Source organism: Synechococcus sp. R65.1, from assembly GCF_047461755.1.
Taxonomy (GTDB): domain Bacteria; phylum Cyanobacteriota; class Cyanobacteriia; order Thermostichales; family Thermostichaceae; genus Thermostichus.
In genome coordinates this window covers 159,881-173,638 of record NZ_JANSHU010000001.1, presented here as the reverse complement: position 1 = coordinate 173,638, position 13,758 = coordinate 159,881, and the positions used below count along the sequence as shown (strand labels likewise).

Genomic DNA, 13,758 nt, shown 5'->3' with positions numbered 1-13,758 from the left:
AATACGGAGAGAGGCCGTCTTAAGCCTTCCATAACCTCTGCCTAGGTGGGATCCCTGTAACTTTGGATACTTACTCTTTGTCTCTCGAAGAGCCGACCACCTGCATCTCCCTGGAGTGCTATGGGCTGGGAGTGGAGAGAGAGCCTGTGGGCGCCTTTTTGACCGTGCTCTGGGGGGCCAATATGGGCATGACCTTTCCCTTGGGGGAAACAGCGGTAGTGGGGCGCAGCCCCCAAGCCGACGTTCAGCTTTCCGACCACACCATCTCTCGGCTGCACTGCCGGCTGAGGAAGGAAGGGGAAAACTATGTCCTCATCGATCTCGGCAGCCTCAACGGCACCTATGTCAATGGGGAACGGGTAAATTGCCGGGTTTTGGCGGATAGGGATCGCATCCAGCTGGGGAATAGCCTCCTGCAGTTTGCCTATTATGACCGGCTGGAGGAGGCTTTCTTTTTCCAGGTCGCTGCCGCCGCTCTCTACGACCCGCTCACGGGGCTGCACAACCGTCGGTTTTTCCTAGAGCACCTGCAGAGGGAGATGGCCTTTGCCCGCCGCCATAGCTTTCCCCTCCACTTGCTTTACCTGGACTTGGACAACTTCAAGCTCATCAACGACCGCTGGGGGCATTTGGCCGGGGATCAAGCCCTGATCCAAGTAGCCCAACAACTGCAGGATCAGGTTCGCCGCGAGGATCTGCTGGCCCGGCTAGGGGGCGACGAATTTGTCCTCATGGTGCGCGGGGTTCCGGAAGCTCAAATCCTGCAGTTGGCCAAGCGCCTGCGGCAGGCCATCCAATCCCTCCCTCTGCAGGTGGGAGCAGAAGTTATCCACCTCACCTGTAGCATTGGCGTCGCCTCTTTGCTCAGCCTTTCAGCAGAAACTTCCGTCCAAAGCTTTCTAGAGGCAGCCGACCAAGCCCTCCGCCAGGCCAAGAGGCAAGGGGGCAACCGGGAAGTGTTGCTGTAGGGCTTAGGATCCCTCCACCAAGCTGGCGTAGGCCTCCGCGCTCATCGTGTCGTCGAGATCTTCCGGGTTGGTCATGCGCACCTTGATCAGCCAGCCGTCTCCATAGGGATCGTCGGCAATGCTCTCTGGGCTGTCCACCACCGCTTTGTTTACCGCCACCACTTCCCCCGAGACAGGGGCATACAGATCCTCCACGGCCTTGACGGACTCCACGGAGCCAAAGCTCTCCCCCTTTTCAATTTCTGTCCCTTCCTCGGGCAGGCCGACGAAGACGATGTCCCCCAGCTGATCGACGGCATAGGCCGTGATCCCAATCACCGCAATGTCATCCTCAACCCGGATGTACTCGTGGGTGTCCACGTAGCGCAGATCGGGTGGGTACTCCAGGGCCATGCCACTTTCCCCGCTTAAATCCAGTGGACTATTCTAGGGCAATCCCTGAGGGCGGTAAAGCTCTCTCAGGCGGGAGGACTAGAGAAACTCTAGGAGCAGCCGATTCACAGTCTGGGGCGCCTCCTGCTGCGCCCAATGGCCGCACTCGGGGATGTACTCCTTGCGCAGGCCGTTGGGGAAGAAGGGATCCATTCCCTCGGTCAGCTCGCGGCTAAGGGCAAAGTCTTCTTCTCCCCAGATGAGCAGGGTGGGGGCGAAGATCGGCCGCAGGGGCTGCAAAAACAGGTTCTGCAGAGTGGGCAGGCTAAACAGGTGGCGGTAGTAGTTGAGGGCAGAGGTGAGCACCTTGGGCTTGGCAAGGGCCTCTTGGTAAACCTTTAGGTCGTGGCGGGTGAAGGCGCTTTTGCGCACCGAGGTCTCTTGAAAAATGCGCCGCACCCACTCCTCGAGGTTCCACTGCAACACCCACTCTGGCAGCCAGGGCAACTGGAAGAAAAACAGGTACCAACTGCGGCGCATCTGGTCCAAATTGGTCAGGAACTCCCGGCGAAAGCAAGCGGGGTGAGGAGAGTTGAGCACGGCCAGCTTGCGGATCTCCTGGGGAAAAAGTTGCGCCCAGTGCCAAGCAATAGCCCCTCCCCAGTCGTGGGCCACCACCACCGCGCTTTTGGCCCCAAAATGGGCTAGCAGGCCGCGGACATCCTCGGTGAGGGTGTCCAGGTCGTAGCCGTAATCCGGTTTGTCAGAGTCGTTGTAGCCGCGCAGGTCAGGTGCCACGACGCGAAACCGCTGCGCCAACACCGGGATCTGGTGCCGCCAGGAATACCAAAACTCTGGGAAACCATGCAACAAGATTGCCAGCTCCCCTTCCCCCTGGGTGACATAGTGCAGTTGAATGCCATTGGTCAGGGCATAGCCGTGCCGCCAGCTCCCCATCCGGGCGGCCACCTCAGCAGGAAGGCGTTGGATCCCTGCTTCTGCCATGGTCTCTGCTCTTAGGCCAAACCTCTAGTTGGTATCCAACCATACTAACGTTCTCTCTCTGGCGGGGGCTTTTTCAGGGGCTGGGGCAAGCGGCATTCTGGGAAAGAAGCTGCGGCTGGAAAGTTTGGATGAAAGCTTCTACACCATCCCCCCAGAGGATTGCCCTTCTAGGGGCGGGGGCCTGGGGAAGTACCCTGGCTCTGTTAGCCCAGGCTCGGGGCCACTGGGTGCAGGTTTGGGATCGGCGCAAAGGCTGGGATCTCAAAGAGGTAGTCCGGGGATCGGACATCATTATTTCGGCAGTCTCCATGGCCGGCGTGCGCCCCGTGGTCGAGGCCGTGCGCCAGGTGGGGATCCCCCCCCAAGCCATTCTGGTCTCGGCCACCAAGGGGTTGGATCCCCTGCAGCTCTTGACACCAGCCCAGATCTGGGCAGCCACTTTCCCTACTCATCCGTTGGTGGTGCTCTCCGGGCCAAACCTGGCCGCTGAGATTCGCCAGGGTTTGCCAGCAGCTGCAGTGGTGGCTAGCCACAATCCCGAGGCGGCAGTGCAAGTGCAGCATGCCCTTGCCTCCGAGCGCTTTCGCCTCTACACCAGCAGCGATCCCCTAGGAGTGGAGCTAGGGGGCATTCTCAAGAACGTTATTGCCATTGCTGTGGGGGTGTGTGACGCGCTGCAACTGGGCACCAATGCTCGGGCTGCCCTGGTTACCCGCGGCTTGGCCGAGATGATCCGGGTGGGATCCCGCCTAGGGGCGCGGCCTGAGACCTTCAACGGCCTCTCAGGGCTAGGGGATCTCCTAGCCACCTGCCACAGTCCTTTAAGCCGCAACTACCGTGTAGGCTACGGCTTGGGCCAGGGCAAACCTCTGGGCCAGGTGTTGGCCGAGATCGAGGGAACCGCCGAGGGGATTTACACTGCTCCCGTGGTAGTTCAGATTGCCGCCCAGCACGGCATCCAGGTGCCCATCACCCAGGAGGTGCATCGGCTGCTGCAAGGGCAGACCACCCCCGCTGCCGCCCTTTCCCGCCTGATGGAGCGACAACTCACCTCGGAATGAGCTCCTCTCCCTGAGGGGAAAGAGAGCTTGAGCTACCTGGAATAACCGCAAGTCTTCCCAGAATGAGCCATTTGGCGGAGTTTTTCTCTCCGAAGTTTCCCTATACTGCCTCTGTAGCTCTCCTAACTGCTCTCGCATCAACCTGGATTTCAGAGGTTCGGGGAAGCCAGAGCTTGGCTTGAGCGGTGTGTGTCTCCTGCTTTTTCACAACCTCCCATGGCTAAACGCATCTTGGTGATCGAGGATGATCCCTCTATCCGCACCTACCTGCAGAAAGTGTTGCGGCAAGCTGGGTACGATACGTTGGCAGCTAGAGACGGGGAAGAAGGGCTGCAGATGGTGCGCGCCCTCCTGCCAGACTTGGTGCTATGCGATGTAGTCATGCCCAAGCTCAACGGCTATGCCGTGCTGGATGCTGTGCGATGGGATCAAGCCACAGCCCACATCCCCTTTGTCTTTCTCTCCTCCAAGACTTCTCGAGAAGCTGTGGAACAAGGGCTACAACTTGGTTCCAACGCCTACCTCACCAAGCCCATTGATCAAAACCACCTCCTGGACGCAATTGCTGCCCACCTCACCTAAACTGTTGCTAGCAGCCTCGTCCCCACTGCTTCCCCCTAGCAACAGAAGGGAGCACAGCTAATTCCTCTCCCCAGCCTCCCTGACAGGGAAAAACCTCTCTACAACGGGGGATCAAGAGCGTTTCTAGCCACCCTCAAAAAATTCTGGAGTAGCCGCGCTGCGAGATCGGGACGGGATCCCCAGTGGAGATGCAGGTAGGAAGCATGCAAGCGCTCATTGGCCCAGCCTTCCCGCTGGGGCGGGGATCCCCAAGCGTAGACTGGGCTTGGGCAGGGGGGGCTGCTGCGGGAGCGGTGAAACTCGTGTCCCCGCAGGCGATCCCCAGCCGGTGCCAGGAGGGTGGGGCGCAGGACTTTAGCCTCGCGATAGCCCAGGTACAGCCGCTCGCCCATGTCCACGCTGATGGGCAATAGGCCGGCCATGGGGTAGGTCTTCCCGTCCCAATCGGTGAGGGACTTTCCCAGTACCATCAAGCCGCCGCATTCGGCATAGAGGGGGGGGTGGATGGGTGGCGGAGTTTGCTGGGCTATTTTTTCAGAGAGGGCTGCGGCAAACAGTTCTGGAAACCCGCCCCCCAAGAGCAGGCCATCGCAAGGATCCGGCGGCCACAGCCCTACCTCCAGGGGGGAGTACTCCAATAGCTCTGCCCCCCAAGCCCGCAGGAGATCTAAGTTGTCGGCGTAGTAGAAGTTAAAGGCGGCATCGCGGGCCACTGCCACCCGCACGGGCGTTGCAAGGGGGCAGATCCCTGGCCAGAGCTCCCCCACTGCCGGCGGTAGTGAGCGGATTAGGGGCAGAAGCTGATCCCAATCTATGTGTTGCTCCGCCAGCTCAGCCCAGGCCTCCTGCCAGCGGGAGAAGCCAGCCAGTTCTGAGACGGGTACCAGCCCTAGGTAGCGGCTGGGCAGGCGCAAGTCCTCGCGGCGGGGGAATTGTCCCAAAACCGGGATCCCCACGGCTGCTGCTGCCTGCTGCAACATCTGGCCATGGCGCTCTGAGACCACCCGGTTGAAGATGACGCCGGCAATAGTCAGGCGGGGATCGAAGTGGCTTAGGCCGTAGAGCAGGGCGGCCGCCGTCGTTCCCATGCCGCTGCTGTCGATGACCAGCACCACCGGGATCCCCAGCAGGCGAGCCACATGGGCGCTGCTAGCCCAGGAAGGCTCTGTCCCGCCGGGCAGGGATCCGGGCCCTCGCCCATCGAAGAGGCCCATCGCGCCTTCTACAATTGCCCCATCTTTGTCCTGGCAGTGGTAGCGAAAGCAGCGCTGCACAAAGTCCTCGTCGGTTAAAAAGGGATCCAAATTGCGCGAGGGGATCCCGGCCACTGCCGTGTGGAACAGGGGATCGATGTAATCGGGCCCCACCTTAAAGGGCTGGATGCGCAGGCCCCGCCGCCGGAGCGCAGCCAACAGGGCTAACGTGACGGTGGTCTTGCCACTGCCGCTTGCCGCTGCTGCCAGCAGGATCGCCATTTGTCCAAGGGCTAGAACTCGATACCCATTTGGGCTTTGATCCCTTGGTCGCGAAAGGGATGCTTGACCAAGGCCATTTCCGTTACCAGGTCAGCTCGCTCAATTAGCCCTGCCGGTGCGCCTCGCCCAGTGAGGATCACGTGCACCCGTTCAGGTTTTTCGGCTAGGCCAGCCAACACTTGCTCCAGCGAGAGGTATCCCAGCTTAAGGGCAACGTTGATCTCATCCAAAACCACCAGGTGGTACTCGCCGCTGCCAAATAGCTCCCGCCCCTTTTCCCAGGCTGCCTGGGCGCAGGCAATGTCCCGCTCGCGATCCTGGGTCTCCCAGGTAAAGCCTTCCCCCATGGCATAAAAGGCAACTTTTCCCAGCCCCAGTTCGGGATGGGCAGCCAACTTGCGCAACAGTTTGGCTTCGCCTGGATCCCAGGCCCCTTTGATGAACTGCACCACCCCCACCGATAAGCCCTGGCCGAGGGCACGCAAGACAGTACCAAAAGCCGCCGTGCTTTTGCCCTTGCCCTGACCTGTATAGACGATAACTAAGCCTTTGTTGTCACGCATGCCTGCCAGGCGTTGCCGCTGGATTTGCTGGCGGCGCTGCATTCGTTGACGATGCTGCCAGTTGCGCTCGGCTTCCAGTTCAGGGTTGGGGGCGGTTGGAAAAGGGTGGGTCATGGTTGGGGAGGCAAGGACTTGTAGGAGCACTCTAGCAGGCCAAACCCCTGATCTGGCTTCCGCTTTTCCAGATTTTCCAAGAGCTGCCGCTGTTGGATTGGGATTTTGACAGAGCTGGGGGGATCCCTCCTGGCGGCGCTTTTTTATTAGGGGTGCTCTTCCCCAGGGCCGCAAAAATGGCGAGCGGCTGAAGCAGATCCTCACTGGCTGAGGGGGGTATATTAGTAAGGCTGGGCATGCCTTGCTGCAAATGAACCCAGAGGCGGGTTCTGCCAGCGTGGGTGGGTTTCGTCTTGAGGAGAGGTTCCTTGTCCAAGTCATTCCTGTTTTCTTCCGAGTCGGTGACAGAAGGGCATCCCGACAAAATCTGCGATCAGATCTCCGATGCTGTTGTGGATGCCCTCTTGACGGCAGATCCCTCCAGCCGGGTGGCGGCAGAGGTAGTGGTGAGCACGGGCATGGTGATCCTCACGGGGGAGATCACCTCGAAGGCGCATGTCAACTTCACGCGCTTGGTGCGGGACAAGCTGACCGAAATTGGCTATACCGATGCCGAGAATGGCTTCTCTGCGGACAGCTGCGCGGTGCTAGTAGCCTTCGATGAGCAATCTCCTGATATTGCCCAAGGGGTGAGCAGGTCACTGGAAAGTCGCACCGTCTGGGAAGATGAATTCGACCTGCTGGGAGCTGGCGATCAGGGCTTGATGTTTGGTTTTGCCTGCAACGAGACCCCCGAACTGATGCCTTTGCCCATCAGCTTGGCTCACCGCCTCAGCCGCCAGTTGGCTACGGTTCGCAAGAACGGTACCCTGTCCTATCTGCGCCCTGACGGCAAGACCCAGGTAACGGTAGCCTATGAGGGGGGGCGTCCAGTGGGCATCCACACCCTGCTCATCTCCACCCAGCACACGCCAACCATCGGCGACATTACGGAAGAGACGGCAGTGCAAGAGCGCATCCGCGCCGATCTCTGGGAGGCGGTGGTAAAGCCTGTGTTTGCCGAGCTGCCCATCAAACCAGACAGCAATACCCGCTTCCTCACCAACCCCACTGGCAAATTCGTCATCGGCGGCCCCCAGGGGGATGCCGGCCTGACAGGGCGCAAGATTATCGTCGATACCTATGGGGGCTATGCCCGCCATGGGGGTGGCGCTTTCTCCGGCAAGGATCCCACCAAAGTGGATCGCAGCGCGGCCTACGCCGCCCGCTATGTTGCCAAAAACATCGTGGCTGCCGGCCTGGCCCAGAAATGCGAGGTACAGGTCAGCTACGCTATTGGAGTGGCTCGGCCCATCAACCTGTTGGTGGAAACCTTTGGCACAGGGCGCATCCCTGACGAGGAGCTTCTGCGGCTGGTGCAGCGCCACTTCGACCTGCGGCCAGCAGCTATTCTGGCCCACTTTCAACTGCAGGAGCTACCCCGGCAGCGAGGGGGACGCTTCTACCAAAATGTAGCCGTCTACGGCCACTTCGGGCAAACCCATCTGGACCTGCCTTGGGAGCGCACCGACAAAGCCGACCTGCTGCGCGAGGAAGCTCTCTCCAGCTCAAGTGTCGCCCTGCCCTGAGCGAGAGGGGGAAACCTGGGATTCTTTCAGGGAAGCAGGAGCAGGAGAGTCGACAGGCTGGAGCTCCAAGGTAACCGAGAGCTCTGACTCGCAGGCCAGGGAGGCGGGTTGCAGCTCCCGGAGCAGGTGGCGGAGCTTGGGGGGAAGGTCCTGCAGCTCTGCTAACAACAGCTCAAGGGAAATGGCAGCTTCCTCCGCAAAGCGGGATCCCTTGCCAGAGGAGGCTGAAAGAGGTGAAGGAGGTCGGACAAGGAAGCTGGCGGCAGTTGGACTCAAGGAGCGGATCAGCTCTTCTTGTTCTCGCCACAGGGATCGGCTCATTTCCGGGGGAAAGGTGAGGTGGGGAGCACCGCGGCGCTGCCAGAGGCGGAGGATCTGCTCTACGGACGTGGCCTTGTAGCGGCCTTGGTAGAGGGCCTCCAGCAAAGCGGCTGGGATCCAAGGGCTTGGGAACTGCCTGCTCCAGCGCTCTACCCACCTCTGGCCTGTCTGACCTTGCAGCTCGAATCCGTAGCGCTCCAAAAAGGTGGCGGAATCCATCGGCCGCTCCTAGCGCCAGGAAACTCACCCCAAAGCTAACCCAAAAGCAGTGAGGAAGTGCTCGAACTACCCCCGTCTGTCCCCTGCTACCCAGCCGCAGGTCAGCCACCTGACCCAGTCCCGCCCCTAAGAGCAAGCCGTACCTTTTGCCGCCTTCAACACCAGCAAGTCTAGGGTGCCGGTGTTCTCTTCGCCGCGGTAGTTAAAAGTGGAGCGCACCAGCCACAGGCCCTGCCGTGCTCGGCAGCAGAGGTTGAGCAGGGTGCGAGCTAGGACTTGCTGGCGTGCCTCTCGATCCCGAGCCGCATCGAAAACTCCCCCATCCCATTCCGGTGTCAGCACATGGCTGTTGTAGAGCCCGCGCCAGAGAGAGGGGGACCAGCTGGGGTTGGTGATGTCAAACCAAAACTGGTAGTCGGCCTCCAAGCCGCGATGGATGTAGGCCGCTGGCGTGGCTACCACCAGGTAGCGGGAGTAGTCGGGCTCAAAGCGGCTGTTGCTAGGGGTTTGTCCCGAGCGAATCATGGCCAAAAAGGCAGGATCCCCTGCTGTAGGAAAGGCGCGGCGAAATCGCTGGGCTGCATCCGTTAGCAACTGCAGCAGCTCTTGATCCTGAGGGGAAGCAGTGACCAGGTGCTCGGCAAAGAAGCGCTGGAAGAAAGCTGCCAAGGAAGGCCCAGGCCGGTAGCTGCGCAGCCAATCCAACAGCTTCTGGTAGCGCTCCAAGTTGGCAAAGCCCACCCGCTCTGGCTGCCGCACGGCGGTTTTGGGCCGCAGGGAACGTCCTACCGGGTCCAGGGTATCTTCAGCCAACAGCGTTGCTCGAATGGGATCCAGATCCAACACGCTGCTGAGCAGCAGCCGCCAGGCTGGCAAGGTGGGAAATGCTCCCCAGTGGGGATGGGCCACTTCTGCTGCCGTCAGGAGAGCCCGCACCAGGGGGTAGCGGATAAGAGCGGGGAAGGGAGCAATGGGCAAGACCTCCGGCAACTGCTCCTGGAGGCTTAGACTTATTCCGGCATCCATGCGAGGCAGGAGGACGGCGATGCGAGAGGGAGGGATCCCTGCTGCCAAAAGTTGCCGGATTTGGGCAACCATAGCCTCTAGGGCCGCAAAGGGGGTTTCTCCCTCCAGCACTTCCACCCTCGGCAGCTTCCCTGCTGGTGGTTCTGGCAGCCGAGAGGAAAGCTGGGGAGCCACAGCCCGCGCTATCTGCAGCCCCAAGCGAGCCAGGCCGGCTGCGCTGCAGGAGCTGGCTTCTGGGAACCGAACCTGCGTGTTTTCCAGGAGAAAGCAGGCTACTGCCTCCGGGATCGCCGTCAAAGAGATCCCGCTGCCGAGGGTGTAGCTGAAGAATTGGCTCTGCAGGTGGGCTTGCCCCTGGCGGTAGAACTCCAGCGCCACCCCGCAACTGTCTTCCGCCTGATCCACGATGAGGTGATCCCACTCCTGCCAAAACTCCGCCAAGGGCAGGATGTGATCCTGAAACAGACGAATTTGCAGGCCAAAATCCAGCGCTCCCAACTGCAGCCCCGCCTGCCATAGTCGCTCTACACAGCAGCCCAGCGCTCCCAGGGCCTCTGCCCGGGCCGGATCCCTGTTCTCCGGCCAAGCTGCTGCTAGCCGGGATCCCACCGCTTCTGCCGTCAAGCCAGAAGCTCCGGCAATATAGGCAGCGCTGCTAACTTGATCCCAAATCTGGAACTCGTCCAGCCCAATATTCGCAAAGACCTCCCCATGCCGCGGGCACAACGCACAGACTCGCCCACAGAGAAACTGAGTGAGATCCTTAGCCAGAAGCACAGGCTCAAACGAACGCGGCAACTGGGGAACGCGAGCGCATACCTGCGGCCAATACTCAGCCAAAGCACGCCCCACCCGCTGCAAAAACGTCTCAACCCGCCACGGGCCCACCAAACCCGAGCTGAGCGCCTGCAGGCGCCGCAACACCTCCGCCCTCTGCCGCCGGCTGCGCACCAAAAACAAGATCCGCGCCGGATTGGCCCCGGCCTGCAGCAAATGCCAGTAGCGATCCACGCAAGCCTGGGTCAGCCCACTGCGCGCCCACCCCATCACGCTCTGAAACTCTCTGTCTCCCAGCGTGGCTTTCCCAGGTGCTGAACCCATTTTTTAGCAAAACCTAGACAAGCAGCCTGTCACCTCATTATGATGTAGTACTGTTGTCAATTGAATCCGCCCGCAGCAACAACGGTTCTAGGCAACTTAGCGTGCTGCTAGTACAGATACTGCCTCTTTGCAGGCAAGTCTGAGCAGCCCCTAGAAGCAGTTTGGCGTCAAGGTCACTAGGCAAAAAGGGCAGCGCTATTGGCGCTGCGGGAGCGTTGGGGGTACAGGCGCTCCCTCTCTACGGCTTTTTTGCCTGGGCAGGCAGTCTTCGCTATCCTAGGTTTTCTGCCGCCGCGCCTACTGCCTGGATTTGGCTTAGGGAACCGGTTGCAAGCTGTGAAAGCAACAAAGCAAGCCGCGCAGGCTTGAGAGGGGGTTTCTGTGGCGCTTGGCATCCTTGGAAGAAAAGTTGGCATGACCCAGATCTTCTCTCCGGAAGGGTTGGCCATTCCCGTGACCGTCGTGCAGGCCGGGCCTTGCACCGTAACCCAAATTAAGACCCAAGCCACGGACGGCTACAACGCGGTGCAGTTAGGCTACTGGCCCACCACAGAGAAGCACCTGACGCGAGCCCAGCGCGGCCACTTGCGCAAAGCGGGAGTGACGGAGCTGCTGCGTTACCTGCGCGAGTTTCGGGTCGACCAGCCAGAAGCCTACCAATTGGGGCAGAAGATCACTGTTGAGATCTTCTCTCCTGGTCAGTTACTGGACGTGGCTGGCACCTCTATCGGGCGGGGGTTTGCCGGCTACCAGAAGCGGCACCACTTTGGCCGGGGCCCCATGTCCCACGGCTCCAAGAACCACCGCCGGCCGGGTTCCATTGGCGCTGGCACGAGGCCTGGCCGCGTGTTTCCAGGACTGCGTATGGCTGGCCGGATGGGCGGTCGCCGCGTCACGATCCGCAAGCTGGAGTTGGTGAAGGTGGATCCGGAGCGGAATCTCTTGGTAATCAAAGGCTCAGTCCCCGGCGTGGAGGGAGGGCTACTGGAGATCACCCCTGCCAAACAGGTGGGCAAGAGACTCTAGCGGAGGGAGCCATGGCAAGTTGTGTGGTGAAGAATTGGCAAGGGGAAACCGTAGGCAGCGCGGAGCTGAGCTTCAAGGTGGCTCGCCCCGAGACGGCTAGTCACGTTCTCTACCTAGCTTTGCGCCGTCAGATGACCAACGCCCGCCAGGGCAATGCCCACACCAAAACGCGGGCTGAAGTGCGCGGCGGAGGGCGCAAGCCGTGGCGGCAAAAAGGCACCGGGCGGGCTCGCGCTGGCTCCATCCGCTCTCCTCTTTGGCGCAAGGGTGGGGTAGTCTTTGGCCCCCGCAAGCGGGAGTACAACCTGGCCATGAATCGCAAAGAGCGCCAGCTAGCGCTGCGCACTGCTCTGCAAAGCCGGGTGGAAGACCTAATCGTGGTGGAGGATTTCCAGGATCAGCTTAACCCGCCCAAGACCCGCGTTATGGCCCAAGCTCTGCTGCGCTGGGGAGTGAGGGAGGATCAATCGGCTCTGCTGATTGTTGCCGAGCGCTCGGAAATGGTGGAGCGAGCTGTGCGCAACATTGCCCGCGTCAAGCTCATTGGGCTAGATCAGATCAACGTCTTCGATCTGCTCAAGGTCGATCGGGTGCTAATCACCACCTCTGCCCTAGAGAAACTCAAAGCCCGCTGGGGATCCGGCGCAGCAGCCGCCGCTCCAGACCAAGCCAATCCTCTTGAGGATCAGGCTCAGGTCGCAGAGCAAGAAGCTCAGCCAGTTGAACAAGAAGAGCCGTAGAAGAAGCCGAAAGCCGCAGGGGAAAAGGAGGAGGACGATGACGGAGAGCAAGCGAATTCTGGCTGATGTCCTGTTGCGCCCCGTTATTACCGAGAAGACGACGGCTTTGATGGAGCAGCGCAAATACGTCTTTGAAGTGATGCCCAACGCCACCAAGCCGCTCATCCGGGCCGCTGTTGAGGAAATGTTTGGAGTACGGGTTACTTCCGTCAACACCCTGAAGCTGCCCCGTAAGCAGCGGCGGGTAGGTCGTTTTGTGGGTTACCGCAGCCGTCCCAAGCGAGCGGTGGTAACTTTGGCCGAAGGCGATTCCATCGTCCTCTTCCCTGAAACCTAACCCTTCTGGTTGAGCCATGGGCATTCGCACGTTCCGACCCTACACCCCCAGCGCCCGCCACATGACAGTCTCCAACTTTGAGGAGCTGTCGCGGGATGAAAACGGCAAGCGACCTCGACCGGAGAAGTCGCTGCTGCAATTTATCCACCGCAAAAAAGGCCGCAACAACCGCGGCGTTATCACCTGCCGTCACCGGGGCGGCGGCCACAAGCGGCTCTACCGCATCATCGACTTCCGCCGCGACAAACGCGGGATCCCGGCCACCGTCAAGACCATCGAGTACGATCCCAACCGCAGCGCCCGCATCTGCTTGGTGGAGTACGCCGATGGCGAGAAGCGCTACATCCTTGCCCCTCGCCACATCCAGGTGGGAGCCACGATCATGGCTGGGCCTGAAGCTCCCTTCGAGGTGGGCAACGCCATGCCCCTGGAGCGGATCCCCCTGGGGACGGTGGTCCACAACGTCGAGCTCTATCCCGGCCGCGGCGGACAACTTGTTCGCGCTGCCGGAACTGGCGCCCAGGTGGTAGCCAAGGAAGGCAAGTATGTCTCCCTAAAGCTGCCCTCGGGCGAGGTTCGCATGATTCGAGGGGAATGCTATGCCACCATCGGTCAAGTAGGCAATGTGGACCACAACAACATCAGCCTCGGCAAGGCGGGGCGCAGCCGTTGGCTGGGTCGCCGTCCCCACGTGCGGGGCTCAGCAATGAACCCTGTGGATCACCCCCACGGCGGTGGGGAAGGAAAAGCCCCCATTGGCCGCAGTACTCCCGTTACCCCCTGGGGCAAGCCTACCCTGGGGCACAAAACCCGCAAGCGCAACAAGCCCAGCAACAAGTTTATCGTGCGCGGTCGCCGTCGGGGTGGGCAGCGGGGCAAGGGCGGGGTGGCGGTGCAGTAGCAGCCAGGCCAGCCACCTGCTGCCTACCGAATTGCTTGAGCTTGAACCAAGGTGTTAGAGGGGTAAACTCCTATGGGACGTTCTCTTAAAAAAGGTCCGTTTGTGGATGCCAAGCTGCTTCGCAAAATCGAGAAGCTCAACGAGCGCAATGAGAAGCAAATGATCAAAACTTGGTCGCGGGCCAGCACTATCCTCCCTGTGATGATTGGTCACACCATTGCCGTTTACAACGGCAAGCAGCATGTGCCCATCTACATCACTGACCAGATGGTGGGTCACAAGCTGGGGGAGTTTGTCCCCACCCGCACCTTCCGCGGCCACGCCGGCAGCGACAAGAAAGCTGCCCGCTCTTGAATTCAGCAAGGAAGAGGAGAACGCC

At 60.7% G+C, this 13,758-nt stretch carries 14 protein-coding genes and 1 pseudogene; 9 read left to right on the top strand and 6 right to left on the bottom strand.

From position 1 onward, the window contains the following. Positions 1 to 77: 77 nt before the first annotated feature. Complete coding sequence (locus NW814_RS00935) at positions 78 to 968, top strand: diguanylate cyclase (protein ID WP_414404833.1); 891 nt, start codon at positions 78 to 80, stop codon at positions 966 to 968. Positions 969 to 971: 3 nt separating this feature from the next. Here NW814_RS00935 and gcvH read toward each other — a convergent pair whose 3' ends face one another. Next, positions 972 to 1,361 (bottom strand): glycine cleavage system protein GcvH, encoded by a 390-nt coding sequence (gcvH, locus tag NW814_RS00930; protein ID WP_414394202.1) that lies wholly within the window; start codon positions 1,359 to 1,361, stop codon positions 972 to 974. A 78-nt stretch (positions 1,362 to 1,439) separates the two neighbouring features. Continuing rightward, a complete protein-coding gene (locus NW814_RS00925) occupies positions 1,440 to 2,345 on the bottom strand; it encodes an alpha/beta fold hydrolase (RefSeq protein ID WP_414394204.1) in 906 nt (301 codons plus the stop codon). Positions 2,346 to 2,473: 128 nt separating this feature from the next. Here NW814_RS00925 and NW814_RS00920 point away from each other — a divergent pair, with 128 nt between their 5' ends. Further along, the gene (locus NW814_RS00920; protein WP_414404832.1) at positions 2,474 to 3,406 is read left to right on the top strand and encodes an NAD(P)H-dependent glycerol-3-phosphate dehydrogenase; all 933 of its coding nucleotides are present in this window, start codon (positions 2,474 to 2,476) and stop codon (positions 3,404 to 3,406) included. Positions 3,407 to 3,622: 216 nt separating this feature from the next. After that, complete coding sequence (locus NW814_RS00915) at positions 3,623 to 3,988, top strand: response regulator (RefSeq protein WP_414394208.1); 366 nt, start codon at positions 3,623 to 3,625, stop codon at positions 3,986 to 3,988. A 98-nt stretch (positions 3,989 to 4,086) separates the two neighbouring features. On the opposite strand, the gene NW814_RS00910 is transcribed toward NW814_RS00915, so the two are convergent. Both NW814_RS00910 and cobO read right to left on the bottom strand, forming a co-directional pair. Next, the gene (locus NW814_RS00910) at positions 4,087 to 5,463 is read right to left on the bottom strand and encodes a cobyrinate a,c-diamide synthase (protein ID WP_414404831.1); all 1,377 of its coding nucleotides are present in this window, start codon (positions 5,461 to 5,463) and stop codon (positions 4,087 to 4,089) included. Positions 5,464 to 5,474: 11 nt separating this feature from the next. Next, positions 5,475 to 6,140: a cob(I)yrinic acid a,c-diamide adenosyltransferase gene (gene cobO / locus NW814_RS00905; protein WP_414394212.1), complete on the bottom strand. Its 666-nt coding sequence runs from the start codon at positions 6,138 to 6,140 to the stop codon at positions 5,475 to 5,477. A gap of 308 nt (positions 6,141 to 6,448) precedes the next feature. Here cobO and metK point away from each other — a divergent pair, with 308 nt between their 5' ends. Continuing rightward, on the top strand, positions 6,449 to 7,708 hold the full coding sequence (gene metK / locus NW814_RS00900) for a methionine adenosyltransferase (RefSeq protein WP_414404830.1): 1,260 nt from the start codon (positions 6,449 to 6,451) through the stop codon (positions 7,706 to 7,708). On the opposite strand, the gene NW814_RS00895 is transcribed toward metK, so the two are convergent. Continuing rightward, on the bottom strand, positions 7,688 to 8,248 hold the full coding sequence (locus NW814_RS00895; RefSeq protein ID WP_414404829.1) for a hypothetical protein: 561 nt from the start codon (positions 8,246 to 8,248) through the stop codon (positions 7,688 to 7,690). The genes metK and NW814_RS00895 overlap by 21 nt on opposite strands. Before the next feature lie 126 nt (positions 8,249 to 8,374). Then, complete coding sequence (locus tag NW814_RS00890; protein ID WP_414404828.1) at positions 8,375 to 10,375, bottom strand: hypothetical protein; 2,001 nt, start codon at positions 10,373 to 10,375, stop codon at positions 8,375 to 8,377. A gap of 381 nt (positions 10,376 to 10,756) precedes the next feature. Between NW814_RS00890 and rplC the strand changes: the two genes are divergently transcribed. From rplC to rpsS, 5 genes and pseudogenes are all read left to right on the top strand, one after another. Continuing rightward, complete coding sequence (rplC, locus tag NW814_RS00885; RefSeq protein ID WP_414394218.1) at positions 10,757 to 11,401, top strand: 50S ribosomal protein L3; 645 nt, start codon at positions 10,757 to 10,759, stop codon at positions 11,399 to 11,401. An 11-nt stretch (positions 11,402 to 11,412) separates the two neighbouring features. After that, positions 11,413 to 12,042 (top strand): annotated as a pseudogene (rplD, locus tag NW814_RS00880) (50S ribosomal protein L4); the annotation flags it as partial. Positions 12,043 to 12,178: 136 nt separating this feature from the next. After that, on the top strand, positions 12,179 to 12,478 hold the full coding sequence (locus tag NW814_RS00875) for a 50S ribosomal protein L23 (protein ID WP_414359244.1): 300 nt from the start codon (positions 12,179 to 12,181) through the stop codon (positions 12,476 to 12,478). Positions 12,479 to 12,494: 16 nt separating this feature from the next. Continuing rightward, positions 12,495 to 13,379 carry a 50S ribosomal protein L2 gene (rplB, locus tag NW814_RS00870; RefSeq protein WP_414404827.1) on the top strand — a complete coding sequence of 295 codons (885 nt, stop codon included), beginning with the start codon at positions 12,495 to 12,497 and terminating at the stop codon, positions 13,377 to 13,379. A gap of 72 nt (positions 13,380 to 13,451) precedes the next feature. After that, positions 13,452 to 13,733, top strand: coding sequence for a 30S ribosomal protein S19 (gene rpsS, locus NW814_RS00865; RefSeq protein WP_414394222.1), 282 nt, complete (start codon positions 13,452 to 13,454; stop codon positions 13,731 to 13,733). Positions 13,734 to 13,758: the final 25 nt, after the last annotated feature.

Excerpts from the sequence above, each read along its gene's own strand:
- gcvH (WP_414394202.1), bottom strand. The coding sequence starts at position 1,361 with ATGGCCCTGGAGTACCCACCCGATCTGCGCTACGTGGACACCCACGAG.
- NW814_RS00925 (WP_414394204.1), bottom strand. The coding sequence starts at position 2,345 with ATGGCAGAAGCAGGGATCCAACGCCTTCCTGCTGAGGTGGCCGCCCGG.
- NW814_RS00920 (WP_414404832.1), top strand. The coding sequence starts at position 2,474 with ATGAAAGCTTCTACACCATCCCCCCAGAGGATTGCCCTTCTAGGGGCG.
- NW814_RS00915 (WP_414394208.1), top strand. The coding sequence starts at position 3,623 with ATGGCTAAACGCATCTTGGTGATCGAGGATGATCCCTCTATCCGCACC.
- NW814_RS00910 (WP_414404831.1), bottom strand. The coding sequence starts at position 5,463 with ATGGCGATCCTGCTGGCAGCAGCGGCAAGCGGCAGTGGCAAGACCACC.
- cobO (WP_414394212.1), bottom strand. The coding sequence starts at position 6,140 with ATGACCCACCCTTTTCCAACCGCCCCCAACCCTGAACTGGAAGCCGAG.
- NW814_RS00895 (WP_414404829.1), bottom strand. The coding sequence starts at position 8,248 with ATGGATTCCGCCACCTTTTTGGAGCGCTACGGATTCGAGCTGCAAGGT.
- NW814_RS00890 (WP_414404828.1), bottom strand. The coding sequence starts at position 10,375 with ATGGGTTCAGCACCTGGGAAAGCCACGCTGGGAGACAGAGAGTTTCAG.
- NW814_RS00875 (WP_414359244.1), top strand. The coding sequence starts at position 12,179 with ATGACGGAGAGCAAGCGAATTCTGGCTGATGTCCTGTTGCGCCCCGTT.
- rplB (WP_414404827.1), top strand. The coding sequence starts at position 12,495 with ATGGGCATTCGCACGTTCCGACCCTACACCCCCAGCGCCCGCCACATG.
- rpsS (WP_414394222.1), top strand. The coding sequence starts at position 13,452 with ATGGGACGTTCTCTTAAAAAAGGTCCGTTTGTGGATGCCAAGCTGCTT.